The organism is Tardiphaga sp. 172_B4_N1_3, assembly GCF_052076035.1.
Lineage (GTDB): Bacteria > Pseudomonadota > Alphaproteobacteria > Rhizobiales > Xanthobacteraceae > Tardiphaga > Tardiphaga robiniae.
On sequence record NZ_CP197238.1, the window covers coordinates 5,224,120 to 5,240,174 of the forward strand.

12 protein-coding genes are annotated in these 16,055 nt (G+C 62.3%); 6 read left to right on the top strand and 6 right to left on the bottom strand.

Annotation, left to right across the window (positions count from 1 at the left end; all coding sequences use genetic code 11):
- The first annotated feature begins 140 nt into the window (after positions 1 to 140).
- Positions 141 to 1,049: a LysR family transcriptional regulator gene (locus tag AB7783_RS24780; RefSeq protein ID WP_441279051.1), complete on the top strand. Its 909-nt coding sequence runs from the start codon at positions 141 to 143 to the stop codon at positions 1,047 to 1,049.
- A gap of 89 nt (positions 1,050 to 1,138) precedes the next feature.
- Positions 1,139 to 2,764: an ABC-F family ATP-binding cassette domain-containing protein gene (locus tag AB7783_RS24785; protein WP_441279052.1), complete on the top strand. Its 1,626-nt coding sequence runs from the start codon at positions 1,139 to 1,141 to the stop codon at positions 2,762 to 2,764.
- A gap of 66 nt (positions 2,765 to 2,830) precedes the next feature.
- Here AB7783_RS24785 and AB7783_RS24790 read toward each other — a convergent pair whose 3' ends face one another.
- Complete coding sequence (locus tag AB7783_RS24790) at positions 2,831 to 3,307, bottom strand: Lrp/AsnC family transcriptional regulator (protein WP_068737711.1); 477 nt, start codon at positions 3,305 to 3,307, stop codon at positions 2,831 to 2,833.
- 66 nt (positions 3,308 to 3,373) lie between these two features.
- Here AB7783_RS24790 and alr point away from each other — a divergent pair, with 66 nt between their 5' ends.
- Positions 3,374 to 4,624: an alanine racemase gene (alr, locus tag AB7783_RS24795; protein WP_441279053.1), complete on the top strand. Its 1,251-nt coding sequence runs from the start codon at positions 3,374 to 3,376 to the stop codon at positions 4,622 to 4,624.
- Positions 4,621 to 5,874, top strand: coding sequence for a D-amino acid dehydrogenase (locus AB7783_RS24800; RefSeq protein ID WP_441279054.1), 1,254 nt, complete (start codon positions 4,621 to 4,623; stop codon positions 5,872 to 5,874). Before alr ends, AB7783_RS24800 begins: the two co-directional genes overlap by 4 nt.
- Positions 5,875 to 6,066: 192 nt before the next feature.
- Here the strand turns inward: AB7783_RS24800 and AB7783_RS24805 are convergent, their stop codons facing one another.
- The gene (locus AB7783_RS24805) at positions 6,067 to 7,239 is read right to left on the bottom strand and encodes an IS481 family transposase (RefSeq protein WP_441276790.1); all 1,173 of its coding nucleotides are present in this window, start codon (positions 7,237 to 7,239) and stop codon (positions 6,067 to 6,069) included.
- A gap of 236 nt (positions 7,240 to 7,475) precedes the next feature.
- Here AB7783_RS24805 and AB7783_RS24810 point away from each other — a divergent pair, with 236 nt between their 5' ends.
- On the top strand, positions 7,476 to 9,113 hold the full coding sequence (locus AB7783_RS24810; protein WP_441279055.1) for a GMC family oxidoreductase: 1,638 nt from the start codon (positions 7,476 to 7,478) through the stop codon (positions 9,111 to 9,113).
- Between the two features lie 21 nt (positions 9,114 to 9,134).
- Here the strand turns inward: AB7783_RS24810 and AB7783_RS24815 are convergent, their stop codons facing one another.
- Positions 9,135 to 10,052, bottom strand: coding sequence for a helix-turn-helix domain-containing protein (locus AB7783_RS24815; protein ID WP_231078444.1), 918 nt, complete (start codon positions 10,050 to 10,052; stop codon positions 9,135 to 9,137).
- 184 nt (positions 10,053 to 10,236) lie between these two features.
- Between AB7783_RS24815 and AB7783_RS24820 the strand changes: the two genes are divergently transcribed.
- Complete coding sequence (locus tag AB7783_RS24820; protein ID WP_184512867.1) at positions 10,237 to 12,360, top strand: molybdopterin-containing oxidoreductase family protein; 2,124 nt, start codon at positions 10,237 to 10,239, stop codon at positions 12,358 to 12,360.
- A 9-nt stretch (positions 12,361 to 12,369) separates the two neighbouring features.
- Here AB7783_RS24820 and AB7783_RS24825 read toward each other — a convergent pair whose 3' ends face one another.
- From AB7783_RS24825 to AB7783_RS24835, 3 genes are all read right to left on the bottom strand, one after another.
- Positions 12,370 to 14,460 carry a molybdopterin-containing oxidoreductase family protein gene (locus tag AB7783_RS24825; RefSeq protein ID WP_441279056.1) on the bottom strand — a complete coding sequence of 697 codons (2,091 nt, stop codon included), beginning with the start codon at positions 14,458 to 14,460 and terminating at the stop codon, positions 12,370 to 12,372.
- Between the two features lie 96 nt (positions 14,461 to 14,556).
- Positions 14,557 to 14,748, bottom strand: coding sequence for a hypothetical protein (locus AB7783_RS24830; protein WP_081422070.1), 192 nt, complete (start codon positions 14,746 to 14,748; stop codon positions 14,557 to 14,559).
- 80 nt (positions 14,749 to 14,828) lie between these two features.
- Positions 14,829 to 15,941, bottom strand: coding sequence for an alkene reductase (locus AB7783_RS24835; RefSeq protein ID WP_441279057.1), 1,113 nt, complete (start codon positions 15,939 to 15,941; stop codon positions 14,829 to 14,831).
- Positions 15,942 to 16,055: the final 114 nt, after the last annotated feature.

Consider the following 16,055-nt stretch of genomic DNA (forward strand, 5'->3'; position numbering starts at 1 on the left):
CATGATTGGTCGGTGGGCGACGTCGCTCTCGCGACTATCTTCCTGTGTGAATCAGGATAGACCTATTCGAGTGGTCACATCTGCTGCTATCTTTTCCAGTGACCGGTGTGAAAAAGGCATCACTTGAGAGGCGAGGGGCAATGAGGCATCTGCGGTTGCTGACCCATGTGGTCGAAGTGGCCCGCACCGGCTCGATCCGCCGCGCCGCGGAACTGCTCAACTTGACGCCTTCCGCGATGAACCGGCGCATTCAGGACCTCGAAGCCGAAATCGGCACGCCTTTGTTCGAGCGCCGGCCACGGGGCGTGAAGCTGACCACCGCCGGCGAGATGTTCGTGCGCTACGCGCGCAGCCAGATTGCCGATGCCGAGCGGATGAGATCGCAGGTCGAGGATCTCAGGGGTCTGCGGCGCGGTCCGATTCAGATCGCCTGCAGCCAGGCACTGGCGCTGGATTTTCTGGCGCTGCGCGTCGCTGCGTTCCAGAAGAAACATCCGAAAGTCGTGTTCGACCTCAAGGTGATGGATCACGAGCGCGCGCTGGCCGCGCTGGCGGCTTACGACGTCGATCTCGCTCTGGTGCATCGTCCGGCGATGTGGCCGTCACTGCGCGTCATCGCCAGCCTTCCCCAGCGTCTTGTGGTGATCACCCGCTCGGATCATCCGCTGGCAGCCAAGAAGATGCTGCGCCTCTCCGATTGTGTCGATTATCCCGCAGCCCTGCCGGATCGGACTTTGAGTGGCCGCCAAATTCTCGATGAGGTCACGACCCGGCGCGATCTGCGCCTCAACATGCTCGCGGAATCAAACTCCTTCGAGATGCTGCGCGGGCTGGTGTTCCGCTGTAACATGATCTCGTTCCAGATCGAGATCGGAGCCCCCACCGGGACCCTCGGAATGGGGCTGGTCGGCCGCCCGATCGATACCCGCGATGTGCCCACCGCCGATCTGGTGCTGTGCCAGCTGCGCGGTCGCACGCTACCGGTAGCCGCGGCGACTTTCGCGGAAATCCTGATGAAGAGCCTGGGCGAGATGCGGGCGGGCACTTAGCTCTTTTGCAGCGCAAAATATCCTTCCTTGGGCGGGCCGGATGCCTTATTGGCAGGCCTCAATCCCTGTCCCGCGAGCCCGTAGTTCCCATGATCCGCCTCGACAACATCAGCAAGCAGAACGGTCATCAGATCGTCTTCATCGAAGCCGCCGGCGCTTTGCTGAAGGGTGAGAAGATCGGTCTGGTCGGCCCCAACGGCTCCGGCAAGACGACCCTGTTCCGCATGGTCACCGGCCGCGAACTGCCCGACGAGGGGCAAGTGGTGGTCGAGCGCGGCGTCACCATCGGCTATTTCAGCCAGGATGTCGGTGAAATGGCGGGCCATAGCGCCGTCGCCGAAGTCATGGAGGGCGCGGGCCCGGTCAGTGTCGTCGCGACCGAGCTGAAGGAACTGGAAACGGCCATGGCCGATCCGGACCAGGCCGACAATATGGACACGATCATCGAGCGTTACGGTGAGGTCCAGGCCCGCTTCGAGGAACTCGACGGTTACGCGCTGGAAGGTCGTGCCCGCGAAGTGCTCTCCGGTCTGTCGTTCACGCAGGAAATGATGGACGGCGATGTCGGCAAGCTGTCCGGCGGCTGGAAGATGCGCGTCGCGCTGGCACGCATTCTGTTGATGCGTCCCGATGTGATGCTGCTCGACGAACCCTCGAACCATCTCGACCTCGAAAGCCTGATCTGGCTCGAAGGCTTCCTCAAGGGTTACGAGGGTGCGCTGCTGATGACTTCGCATGACCGCGAATTCATGAACCGTATCGTTACCAAGATCATGGAGATCGATGCGGGATCGCTGACGTCCTATTCCGGCGATTACGAATTCTACGAAGCGCAGCGCGCCATGAACGAGAAGCAGCAGCAGGCGCAGTTCGAGCGCCAGCAGGCGATGCTGGCCAAGGAAATCAAGTTCATCGAGCGTTTCAAGGCCCGCGCGTCGCATGCCGCGCAGGTGCAGAGCCGCGTCAAGAAGCTCGACAAGATCGAGCGCGTCGAGCCGCCGAAGCGCCGCGAAGTCGTGTCGTTCGACTTCCTGTCGGCGCCGCGCTCGGGCGAAGACGTCGTCAGCCTGAAGAACATCCACAAGGCCTATGGCAGCCGTACCATCTATGAAGGGCTGGACTTCTCGGTGCGTCGTAAAGAACGCTGGGCCGTCATGGGTATCAACGGCGCCGGCAAGTCGACGCTGCTGAAGCTTGTGACCGGCGCGGCCGAGCCTGACAACGGCAACGTCACCATCGGCGGCAGCGTCAAGCTCGGCTATTTCGCGCAGCACGCGATGGACCTGCTGGATGGCGAGCGCACGATCTTCCAGAATCTCGAGGACTCATTCCCGCAGGCAGGCCAGGGCACGCTGCGCGCACTCGCTGGCTGCTTCGGCTTCTCCGGCGACGATGTCGAGAAGCGCTGCCGCGTGTTGTCAGGCGGCGAGAAGGCGCGTCTGGTGATGGCCAAGATGCTGTTCGATCCGCCGAATTTCCTGGTGCTCGACGAGCCGACCAACCATCTGGACATGGCCACCAAGGAAATGCTGATCAAGGCGCTCGGCGATTACGAAGGCACCATGCTGTTCGTGTCGCATGACCGCCACTTCCTCGCGGCGCTGTCGAACCGCGTGCTTGAGCTGACCCCGGACGGCATCCAGCAATATGGCGGCGGCTATACTGAATATGTCGAACGTACCGGCCAGGAAGCGCCGGGTTTGCATCCGAATTAAGCGCGCTGTTTCCTTCGCCCCGCCCGGCGAAGCGAAGCTTCGCTAGGCGGGAGAGGTTAAGCAAGTTCAGCCCGTCAGCGCGGACACCGAGACGCCGCGCTTCACCACGCTGCGCATCGCGAAGCTTGAATGCAGCCGCGCCACGCCGGGCATCCGCGAGAGGTGCTGCTTGTGGATGCGCTCATAGTCTTCCATGTCGCGCGCCTGCACGTGGACGAGATAGTCGTCATTGCCCGACATCAGGTAGCACGACACGACATCCGGGCATTTGGCGATCTCGCGCTCGAAGGCGGACAGCGCATCCTCGCTCTGCTTGTCGAGCGTGATGTGGACGTGGACCGTCATCATGTAGCCGAGCTCGGATGCGTCGATCTCGGCGGCATAGCCTTTGATCACGCCCTTCTTTTCCAGGGCCGTGAGACGCCGGGTACAGGCGGTGGGTGACAGGCCGACTTTCTCTGCCAGTGCCATCTGGCTGATCCGGGCATCCCGGACAACCTCGCGAAGGATCTTCCGGTCGGTCGAATCGAGGTCGCTTGCCATGGTTCTCGCCAAAGTTTTGCAGGATTTCTCTACAGGGACGTAAATTTACGCCGATAATCACCATTCATGACCGTAGCAGCGGCCGGAATCGCCGTAAAGCGCCATGCGGAAGGTGAGATACTGCCGTTGCGATCATTCGTGGCGGGGGATGTGATGCTGGCACCTTGGACAGGCGGAACGGGCACGCGGCATGCGAGCGCGGTGCTGACCATCGATCTCGAAGCCATCTCACGCAATTACCGGCTATTGGCCGAGCGGGTCGGCCCCGGCGTCACCTGCGCCGGCGTAGTGAAGGCCGACGCCTATGGCCTCGGCGCTGATCGTGTCGCGCCGGCACTCTATCGGGCCGGCTGCCGCACCTTCTTCGTGGCGCATCTCGACGAAGGGCTGGATCTCCAGACCCATCTGGCCCGCGACGTTACGATCTACGTGCTCAACGGTCTGCCCTCGGGCAGCGAGCGTGACTGCGCGGAAGCCGGCATCATTCCGGTGCTCAATTCGCGCGAACAGCTTGAGGCCTGGTCGGATCAGGCGCGGCAACGCGGCCGGATTCTGCCCGCGGTCGTTCAGGTCGATAGCGGCATGTCGCGACTGGGCATGTCGCCGCGTGAGGTCGCCGAACTCTCGGGCAAGGACACCTCAGTTCTCGATATCCAGATGGTGATGAGCCATCTCGCTTGTGCCGACATGCCGGAGCATCCGGCCAATGCGCACCAGCTCGCCGCGTTTCAGGCGCTCGCGAAACGCTTCCCTGCTGCGCGACAATCTCTGGCCAATTCATCCGGCATTTTCCTTGGGCGCAACTATCATCATGACCTCGTCCGCCCCGGCGCCGCGCTCTACGGGCTCAATCCCCATCCCGCGCAAAGCAATCCGATGCTGCCAGTGGTTCGGCTCACCGCGCAGGTGCTCCAGATGCGCGAGGTCGCAGCCGGTGCCCATGTCGGCTATGGCTGGAATTTCAAGGCGACGAAGCCGACGCGTCTGGCGACATTGGCCATTGGTTACGCCGACGGTCTGCAGCGTGCCTTCGGTAGTGGCGGTGCCGTGTATTTCCGCGGGCGGCGGCTGGCCGTTGCCGGGCGCGTCTCGATGGATTCACTGACCGTCGATCTTGGCGATCTGCCGCCCGGTATGTTGGCACGGGGCTCGCAGGTGGAGATCATCGGCGGGCATCAGTCGCTCGACGCGTTGGCCGCAACCGCGGGCACCATTGGCTACGAAATGCTGACCTCGCTGGGTCAGCGCTATGAACGAATTTACTCGGATGAGATCGATGTGCGGTGGACCGCCCGGTCTGGAGGCACGGTGCGATGAAGGTTCTGGTTCTTGGCGCGGGCGTGATCGGCGTTACCACGTCCTATTATCTGGCCAAGGCAGGCCATGAGGTGACGGTGATCGACCGTCAGCCCGGCGCCGCGCTGGAGACCTCGTTCGGCAATGCCGGCGAAGTCTCGCCCGGCTACGCCTCGCCCTGGGCCGGCCCCGGCGTGCCGAAGAAGGCGCTCGGCTGGATCATGGACAAATACGGCCCGCTGGTGGTGCGGCCACAGGCCGATCCGCACCAGTGGCGCTGGATGCTGCAGATGCTGCGCAACTGCACGAGCGCGCGCTATGCGCTGAACAAGTCGCGCATGGTGGGAATCGCCGAATACAGCCGCGATTGCCTGCGTGCGCTGCGCGCGGAGACCGGCATCACCTATGACGATCGCAGCCAGGGCACGCTGCAACTGTTCCGCAAGCAGTCGCAGCTCGATGCCACCGGCGGTGATATCGACGTGCTCAAGCAATATGGCGTGCCCTATGAGGTGCTCGATCGTGCCGGCTGCGTGAAGTATGAGCCGGGCCTCGCCGGCGTGCAGGGTCTGTTCGTCGGTGGCCTGCGTCTGCCGGAGGACGAAACCGGCGACTGCCATCTGTTCACGCAGCGGCTGGAAAAGATCGCGGCCGGACTTGGGGTGAAATTCGTCTACGAGACGACCATCAAGTCGGTGGATGCGACGGGTGGCCGCGTCGCGCAGGTGACGACCGACAAGGGTGTCTTCACCGCAGATAGTTATGTGATGGCGCTTGGCAGCTTCTCGCCGCTGCTGCTGCGTCCGCTCGGCGTCGATGCGCCGGTCTATCCGGTGAAGGGTTATTCGCTCACGGTGCCGATCACCGACGAGAGCGTTGCGCCGCAATCGACGATCATGGACGAAAGCTACAAAGTGGCAATCACGCGCCTTGGTGACCGCATCCGCGTCGGCGGCACCGCCGAAGTCGGTAATTATCACCCGGTGCCGACTGCGCCGCGCAGGATGCCGCTCGACAAGTCGGTGACCGACCTGTTTCCGACCGCCGGCGATCTCTCGCGCTCGACCTTCTGGAGCGGCCTGCGCCCGATGACGCCGGATGGTCCGCCCATCGTCGGCCCGACGCATCTGGGTAATCTGCATCTCAATACGGGCCATGGAACGCTCGGCTGGACCATGGCTTGCGGCACCGCCCGCGTGCTGTCCGACCAGATCTCCGGCAAGGCACCGGAGCTGGACGTGAAGGATCTGGCGATTAGCCGTTATAACTGAAGCAACGCTCTTTCTTAACCTCTCCCCGCATTGCGGGGAGAGGTCGCCGCGTCTTCGCGGCGGGTGAGGGGCCGTTTCGGACGAAGCCTCCATCACGGGTCTCTCGGTTCACATGTCTTCGACCCGAGAGACCACTCCTTTTGCATCGTATGTGCCTCGCCCCTCACCCCAACCCTCTCCCCGCGCATTTGTTCAGTCGGGAGACATGGTTGACACCTGTTCGGAGACATCACTGACACTTTTTGTGCCAGTCAAGTCGATTTCTGCGACTTTCCGGCTGCCGAAGAAAATCCCGTAGTGGCCATCGCTGTCCAAGGGGCGGATTGCCAGCCGTTCGCCGCGAAAGGCTTTTGGTACGCGCCATCGCCGGCCCTTGAAGTCGATGCGCGGATTGACTGAGACGCGGCGCACGATGTCATTGCTGGCATATTCGACCTCGACGATTTTGTCGGGCATCGGCCGCGTGCTGGGTTTGTAACGGGTAGCGGGAACGTCCATGCCGAGTGCTTCGTGGGGGCGTTGCAGATTGTAGACGGTGCGCCATGTATCGAAAGCGCGCTGTAGTTCGGCAAAGTCGCGGAACCGGCGTGCCGCGAATACTTCGGCCTTGAGGGAACGGTGGAAGCGTTCGTTCTTGCCGCGGCTTTGCGGGTGGAACGGCCTTGCATAGATCGTGTCGACGCCAAGCTTGAGCAACCAGACCCGCAGGGCAGTCCAGCGCGAGCCGCCGCTGTCGCCCCAAGGCGAGCCGTTGTCGACGAAGAACGCGTCCGGCAGACCATAGCGCCGGAAAGTCTGTATCAGCCGCTGCTGCACGGTTGCACTCTGTTCGTTTGCGCAGGCCTGGATGCAAAGTGCATAGCGCGAGTGGTCGTCGATTACGGTGAGCGGATGGCATGCTGCGTTGTTGGCCAGCGGCATGCGCCCTTTGAAATCCATCTGCCATAGCTGGTTGGGCGCCTCCTTCTCGAAGCGCTGCAGCGGCTGTGTTGCGCCGCCCGGCGGCAGGATAATGCGGCCGTTGCGGTGCAGGATCTCATGCACGGTGGAGATCGCCGGCGGTGTCATCCCGTCACGCTGCAGGCAGTACGCAATCTTGCGCGCGCCCCAGGCCGGATGGGCATCGCGCACCGCAAGCACCAGCGTCTCGATTGCCGTATTGCTGCGTCGTGGGCTGACAAGCGGTCGCCGCGACCGATCGGCCAGTTCCGCATCGCCGGCCTCGACCCGCGCCAGCCATTTGTAGCCGGTCTGCGGGCTGATCCCGAACCGCCGACACAGTTCTCGCCGATTGACGCCCTCCTGCATTGCCAAAAGGGCAAACTCCCGCCGCTGATCCATTGCCGACACCTCGCGCCATGGCATGGAAACCTCCTGAAAAGGAGGACTCCAGCCAATCTGAATGTGTCAACTATGTCTCCGAACACCTGTCAGCGATCTGTCCGGACTGAACAATCTTGCGCGGGGAGGGAGCTTACCTAGCGCAGTCTCCCACTTTCGCATTGCGACGATTCTAGCCGCATGCGTGCCATGCTTCCGTCCACGCCCATTTACACCCCCGCCATTTCCGTTTTCAGTTGCTGAAAACAATTGGGGGAAACATGAGCGGTCAAACTGCGTCGGCGCATCGCGCGTCGGCTGACGCCATTGAGGCTGATTACATCATCGTCGGCGCCGGCTCGGCCGGTTGCGTGCTGGCCAATCGCCTCTCGGCCTCGGGCAAATATTCGGTGCTGCTGCTGGAAGCCGGCCCGAAGGATCGGAATATCTGGATTCACATCCCGCTCGGCTACGGCAAGCTGTTCAAGGAAAAGACCGTCAACTGGATGTACCAGACCGAGCCCGAACCGGGTCTCGATGGACGCTCGGTGTTTCAGCCGCGCGGCAAAGTGCTCGGCGGCTCCAGCTCCATCAACGGACTGCTGTATGTGCGTGGCCAGCATGAGGATTACGATCGCTGGCGCCAGATCGGCAATACCGGATGGGGCTATGATGATGTGCTGCCCTATTTCAAGAAGGCGGAAAATCAGACGCGTGGGCCGAGCGAGTATCACGGCGTTGGCGGCCCGCTGCCGGTGTCGGACTCGCGCTGCCCCGATCCGCTGTCGGAAGCTTTCATCGCTGCAGCTGCCGAGACGGGCATTCCGGTGAACAACGACTTCAACGGCGCGACGCAGGAAGGCGCCGGCTGGTTCCAGACCACCACGAAAGGTGGCCGCCGCGCCTCGACTGCGCGGGCCTATCTGCGCCCGGCATTGAAGCAGGGCAATGTCCGCGTCGAGACCGAAGCACTGGCGCTACGCATCCTGTTCGAAGGCAAGCGTGCGGTGGGCATCGAGTTCAAGCAGCACGGCGTGGTGCGCAAGGCGCGCGCCCGCAAGGAAGTGCTGGTGTCGAGCGGCGCCTATAATTCACCGCAACTGCTGCAGCTCTCCGGCGTCGGGCCCGCCGATCTGCTCAAGGAGCACGGCATCGAGGTCCTTCTCGATGCCCCCGGCGTCGGCAGCGATCTGCAGGATCACATGCAGGTCCGGATGGTGATGGAATGCCCGCAGAAGATCACGCTCAATGACTTCGTCAATCATCCCGTTCGCCGGGTGATGATGGGTCTGCAGTATGCGGCGTTCCGCACCGGTCCGCTGACCTATGCTGCCGGCACCACAGGTGCCTTCTTCAAGACCGATCCGCGGATGGCGTCTCCGGATATCCAGATCCACTTCCTGCCGTTCTCCACCGACAAGATGGGCGAGAAATTGCATCCGTTTTCCGGCTTCTCCGCCTCAGTCTGTCAGCTGCGCCCGGAAAGCCGCGGCTCGCTGCGCATCAAGAGCGCTGATCCTTCGGTGCCCCCGGCGATCCGGATCAATTATCTCGCGACCGAAACCGATCGTACGGCGAATGTCGAAGGGCTCAAGATCCTGCGCAAGATGCTCAACGCGCCGGCGATGAAGCCTTTCGTGACCAAGGAGGTCGAGCCTGGTCCGGGCACGGTGACCGATGAGCAATGGCTCGCTTACTGCCGCCAGCGCGGCAGCACGGTCTATCACCCGACCTCGACATGCCGGATGGGCAATGATGCGAAGGCCGTGGTCGATCAGCGCTTGCGTGTGCGCGGGCTCGAAGGTCTGCGCGTGATCGACGCATCCATCATGCCGGACCTGATGTCGGGCAATACCAACGCGCCGGTGATCATGATCGCCGAGAAGGCGTCGGATATGATCCTGGAGGATGCGCGGTAGCTTCAGTTGCGAGCTCCAGCGCTACAGTTCGTCGGACATCCGATAGGCGGCTGTCTGGCCGCGGAACTGGCCGGGCGTCATGTTGGTCGCCCGGCGGAAGGCGCGGGTAAAATTGGCTTGAGATGAAAAGCCAGCGGTATAGGCGACATCGACGATTGGTCGATACAGATCCGCCAGCATTTGTTTCGCCAGTGTCAGCCGCCGTTCGCTGACGAACTGATGCGGTGTGAGACCGGTTCGGACCTTGAACACCCGCGCGAAATGCGCCGGGCTGAGACAGGCCGTGCGGGCCATATCGGCGACCGCGAATTCGCGCGAGATGTTGGCGTCAACGAATTCGATTACCCGCGCCAGCCGCCGTTGATCCAATGGCTTGTCGGATGACGGTGGCGGCTTCAGCGGAAGCGCGTTCGCCGCATATTTGTGAACGAGATGTGCGGACAATGCACTGCTGAGTGTTTCAATCAGCAGGCGGCCGGCGGAGGTCTCGGTATTCAGCTCCTGCAGGATCAGCTCGGCGACCTGTTCGATGAATGGATCATGATCGACGCTCTCATAGCGCAAGGTCATACGTGATGGATCGATTTCCAGATCCTGCAGAAGCGTGTCCTCAAAGGGCTGGCCGGGAAGATAGATGTGCAGGCAGTCCGCGACCGGTTCGGAGACGTTGATATATTCTTCGCGAATGCCGGCGGGGCAGAGCCAGATGGTGCCGCGATGGCCCGACGTTCGTTGCCGCATACCGCCGCCCTGACGCTCCACGACCGAGTTGCCGCGCAGGAACATGGCAATCTCGGTATCTCGTGGCAGCACCGAGGGTAGATCGCCGGCCCGATGGCTCCAGCGCTCCGCGAGCAGATGGGGCCAATTCCGGTCCTGAGACCCATCGATGAGATGTCCGGTGACATACTTTTCCGCGCCGTGGCCTGCAATCGTCATAGCCAACCCCCACTCGCTGAAATGATCGCCGCTTAACATTCAATTCCTGTGCCATGGGCGCGGGGCGGAACCCGCCGCGTGGTCAGCAGGATTTGCAAACAGAACAGCAGGCTCGGAAAAGCCAACAGTCCGTCAGCTCAGCATGCTCGGCATCAACCCAGATCGGTAGCCAGCGGAGGCCAGCTTGACCCAGATAACCGTAATTGGTGCATGCCCCCATGATTGCCCCGACACCTGCTCCATGATCACGACGGTCGAAGATGGCCGCGCCGTGTCCGTGCGGGGCAATCCGGATCACCCGTTCACGCAAGGTCGGCTCTGCGTGAAGGTCAACGATTATCAGGAGCGCGTCTATAGCGACCAGCGCATTCTCTATCCGATGCGGCGCTCGGGGCCGAAGGGCAGTGGCCAGTTTACGCGCATCTCATGGGATGACGCTCTGTCCGAGATCGCCGGCAAATGGAAGACGATCATCGCCGAGGACGGCGCCAAGGCGATCCTGCCGTGCAGCTATCTTGGCACCCAGGGCATCATCAACGGCCTCAATGTCGGCGATCCCCTGTTCAACAAGCTCGGCGCCACGGTGGCCGAACGTACGTTCTGCGATTCCGGCGCCTGTACAGCCTATCTGATGACGATAGGCCATACACCGGGTACCGATCCGGAGAGCTTCGTCCACTCTAAATACATTATCCTCTGGGCCTGCAACACGCTCAGCACCAACTCGCATCACTGGCCTTATATCAAGCAGGCGATGAAGAACGGCGCCAAGCTTGTGGTCATCGATCCCGTGCGGACGCGGACCGCGCAGCAGGCGGACTGGCACATCGCTATAAGGCCGGGGACAGACGCGGCGCTGGCGCTGGGCCTCATCCACGTCATCACCACCGAGGGGCTGATCGATCGCGATTACGTCGACAACTATTCGATCGGCTATGACGAGCTGGCCGAACGTGCCGCGATTTACACGCCCGACTACGTGTCTGGAATCACCGGGATCGCGGCGGACGACATCCGCACGCTGGCGCGTGAATATGCCACCACGCCGCCCGCGGTAATCCGCATCGGCGTCGCCGTCGAGCGACATGCCGGCGGAGGCCAGACCGTGCGCGCGATCTCATGTCTGCCCGCGCTGATCGGTGCCTGGCGTCACGTCGGCGGCGGTCTGCTGCAGCTGCCGATCTGGGCGTTTCCGGTGAAATGGGACGTGCTGATGCGCCCGGACCTACAAGGAGAGGATCTGCGCATCGTGAATCTGTGGCAACTCGGCCCGGTGCTCACCGGCGAGCTTGGTTTCGATCCACCGATCAAGTCGCTGTGCGTCTACAATGCCAATCCGATGGCCATGGTCACAGAGCAGGGCAAGATCGAGGCTGGCCTGGCGCGTGAGGATCTGTTTACCGTCGTCAGCGAACACTTCATGACCGACACCGCGCGCTTTGCCGATATCGTGTTGCCGGCGACGACGCAGCTCGAACAGAAGGATCTAATGTTCTCGTGGGGGCATCTTTATCTGTCCTACAACAACCAGGCGATCGAACCCCTCGGCGAAGCCGTATCGAACACCGAGCTGTTTCGCAGGCTCGCCGCCGCCATGGGCATCGACGATCCGTCGTTCTTCCGCAGCGATGACGAGATGATTGCGGATTCGATGGACTGGACCAGTCCCGTGCTGGAAAACATCACCATCGAGCAATTGAAGCAAACCGGCTATGCGCGCTTGAAAGTCGAGGGATCCGATACTTACGCGCCACATCGCGAAGGCAATTTTTTCACGCCGTCAGGCAAATGCGAATTCAAATCCTCGATCGCCGCCGGCGGCAATTTCGTCGTGCCGCTGTTCCGGCAGGGCTATGGTGGCCAACAGTCCGGCGAGCCGGTCGATCCGTTGCCGTCCTATATTCCACCACGAGAATCGCCGCAGACCAATCCCGAGCTGGCGAAGAGATATCCGCTCAGCCTGATCTCGCCGAAGAGCCACGCATTCTTGAATTCCAATTTCGGCAATATGCCGAAGCAGCTCCATCATGCCGGCGAGCAGGCCGTACTACTGCATCCCGACGATGCTGCAGTACGTGGCATCGAAGCGGGCGCGCCGATCCGTGTCTATAACGATCGCGGCTCGTTCGAGGCGCTCGTCACCATCTCGGCGGATGTGAAGCCCGGCGTGGTGGTGGCACCGAGCGGCTATTGGCAACGCTCGACCCGCAAGAGTGCAACGGTGCATGCGCTGACTTCGCCGGCGATGGCCGATCTCGGACGTGCGCCGACCTTCTCCGACATCCTGGTGCAGGTATCGACGGCGTAAGAAGGCGGGCTATCCCGCCTTCTTCACCCACACCTTGTTGTCGTGAAACGCCGCGCCGCCATAGGGCGCGACGGCTTCGCCGCCGGTCAGCATATTGATGCCATGGCCGCCGATATGCGCCTTGTTGGGGTGTACCGATTCCGCAATCAGCACACCGCGCCGCAGGCCCTCGAAGATACGCGCGGTCAGGGTCGTCTCGCCGCGCGTGTTGCCGAGTGTCACGGCATCGCCATCGGTAATGCCGAGCCTCGCCGCGTCGACGGGGTGCATCATCACACTGGGTGCACCCTCGCGGGCCTGCGATGATGGCGTCTCGTTGAACGAGGTGTTGAGGAATGAGCGCGACGGGCTGGTGGCCAGACGAAACGGATGCGCCTCATCGACCTGTTCGATCACCGCCCAGTGGTCGGGGAATGACGGCATCTCGTCCCACGCCCCCATCAGCCCGGCATTGGGCATCGGCACTGTCGACCAGTTCGCCTCGAAGTGGAATTTGCCGTCGGCATGGGCGAAACCGTCGAGATAGTGCGAGGTGCGGAAATCCGGCTGGATATCGCGCCATTTGTCGGCCTCCAGCCCTTCGATGCCACCGCGGCCGCTGACTTGCAGCGTCTCGTCGATGATGTCGCGCGGATGCATATCGAACGCGCGGTGTTTCGCGCCGAGGCGGGTGGCGAGGCCTTGCAGAACGTCGTGGTTCGAGCGGCACTCTTCCGGCGCGTCGATCAGCTTGGCACCGACCGAGATGTGCTGGTTGCCGCCGGCGTAATAGAGATCGTCGTGCTCCATGAACATGGTCGCCGGCAGCACGATGTCGGCCATCATGGCCGTTTCGGTCATGAACTGCTCATGCACCGCGACGAACAGGTCTTCGCGGGCAAAGCCCTGCCGCACCAAGGCCTGCTCGGGCGCCACCGTCATCGGATTGGTGTTCTGGATCAGCATCGCCTTAACCGGCGGGCCGTTGTGCAAGGCCTCCGCATCGCCGGTCAGGATGCGGCCGATCTTCGATTGATCAAGACGCCGAACGCTCTCGTCGAGCACGTCGAGGCCCTCGATCAGCGTCTTGTCGAATTTCCAGATCGCGGCATTGTTGAAGAAAGCGCCGCCGCCTTCATATTGCCAGGCGCCGGTAACGGTGGGCACGCACAGCGCTGCATGCATCTGTGCGGCTCCGTTGCGGCTGCGGGTGAAACCATAGCCGAGACGGAAATAGCTGCGTTTGTTTTCGCCGACGAGATGCGCGAAGGCCTCAATTTCGGCGGCCGGCACGCCGCAAATGTCCGACGCCCATTCCGGCGTTCGCGAAGCAAGATGCGCCTCGAACTCGGGCGAGTGGTCGGTATATTTGGCGAGATAGTCGCGATCAGCTAGGCCGTCGCGGAACAGCACATGCATGACGCCGGCGGCGAAGGCGCCATCTGTACCTGGCCGCAGCAGAATCTTGATGTCGGCCTGCTTCATGGTGTCGTTGTCGTAGATGTCGACAACCGCCAGCTTGGTGCCGCGTTCTTTCCGCGCGCGCGAGACGTGGGTCATCACATTGACCTGCGTCGAGACGGGGTTGGTACCCCAGATCACGATCAGGTCCGACTTCGCCATCTCGCGCGGATCGACGCCGGCTACCTTGCCGGTACCGGCGGCAAAGCCGGCCCAGGCAATGGTTGCGCAGATCGTCGAGTAAAAGCGCGAATATTTCTTCACATTGGCGAGGCGGTTGATGCCATCGCGCATCACCAGACCCATGGTGCCGGCATAGTAATAGGGAAACACCGACTCCGCGCCAAAGTCGCGCTCGGCCTCGTTGAACCTCAAAGCGATCTCGTCGAGCGCCTCGTCCCAGGTGATGCGGGTGAAATGGCCGGAGCCCTTCGGGCCGGTGCGGCGCATCGGATACATCAGCCGTTCTGGATGATGGATGCGCTCGGCATAGCGCGCGACCTTCGCGCAGACCACGCCGGCGGTATAGCTTTGCTCCTTGGAGCCGCGGACCCGGCCGATGGTGTTCCCGCCGATCACCTCGATGTCGAGGGCGCAGGCGGAGGGGCAATCATGCGGGCAGGTGGAGTGCTTGATGTCGATCTTGGCTTGAACGTTCATGCAGCCAAGCTAGCCAAAAGTTTACTGGAGGAAAAGCCGCGGTTTTGCGCATCCCGCCCGACAACCGGGCAGGCCTCCAGTCCGTAGTCCTCTCGGCTATTTGCCCAGGGCGTCGCGTTGGGCGATCAGCCGGTCCAGCTCCTCATTCTGCTGCGCCAGCCGATCCGCGGTGCGCTCCTCGTTGCTCTCGCCGGAAGCCGCGGTGGCCTGCTCGATCAACTGCCGGATATTGTCGCGAAGGATGGCGATGCGATCGTCGAGCTCGGCGGCTGAGAGGGTGGAATCCATGGGGCGATACTCCTGACCCGCTACGGGCCGTACACAGACTATAGCGCGCCAGAAGTGCTTTCTATTGAATAATCCGCAGACTAGCCCGCGCCAAGCACCGGGTAGTCGGTGTAGCCAGCCACATCGCCGCCGTAAAACGTCGCCCGGTTATAAGGCGTAAAGGGCGCCTTGCGCTTGATACGCTCCGGCAGATCCGGATTGGCGATGAACGGGCGGCCAAAGGCGATAATATCGACATTGCCGGAAGCGACGGCCTCCTCGGCGGAGGTGCCGTCGAATCCGCCGGCGGTGACCAGCACGCCGCTCCACATCGGCCGGAACAGCTCATAGGCTTTAGGCACATTGTTATGAAACACTTCCGCGCGGCCGACGCCGCTGGTGCGCGGCTCGACGAAATGGAGGTAGGCGAGGCCGAGCTTGTCGAGCTCACGGACCACATAGCTGTAGAGCGGCATCGGATCCGCTTCGCCGGAGTCGTTCGAGACACCATAGGGTGACAGGCGGACGGCGACACGATCCGCGCTCCAGGCGTCGATGACGGCATTGGTCACTTCGAGCAGCAGGCGGGCGCGGTTCTCGATTGAGCCACCATATTGGTCGGTGCGCCGATTGCTGCGGGTCTGCAGAAATTGTTCGAGCAGATAGCCGTTGGCGCCGTGCACCTCGACGCCGTCGAAGCCGGCTTCCCTGGCGTTGCGCGCGGCCTGTCGGTAGGCGTCGATAATGCCAGGAATCTCGCTGGTCTCCAGGGCGCGGGGCGTTTCGTAAGATGCCGTCTCGCCTGAAGCCGTCCGCGTGGTAGCGTTGATCGCAATGGCTGACGGCGCGACCGGAAGCCCGCCGCCGGGCTGGAACGAGGAATGTGAGGCACGGCCGACATGCCATAGCTGCAGGAAGATGATGCCGCCTTTGGCATGCACGGCATCGGTAACCTGACGCCAGCCGGCGATCTGCTCTTTCGAATAGATGCCCGGCGTGTGCGGGTTGCCTTGTCCTTCCTGCATGACCTGCGACGCTTCGGCGATGATCAGTCCGCCTTCGGTCGCGCGCTGCGCGTAATATTCGGCGTTGAGGGTCCAGGCCGCGAGCGTTGTCTTCTCGGCCCGCATGCGCGTCAGCGGCGCCATCGCAACCCGGTGGCTGAGTTGATACGGGCCAACTTGCAGCGGCTGGAACAGGGAAGAAGAGGTCATCGGCGCTCCATTCAAAATATCAATCGGGCGATAGCCTTGGTGAACAGGTGTCGCGGCATTCGTATCGTTCAATACAGCGCAGGGGTCGGTCAATCAAAGTTGATGGCATCTATT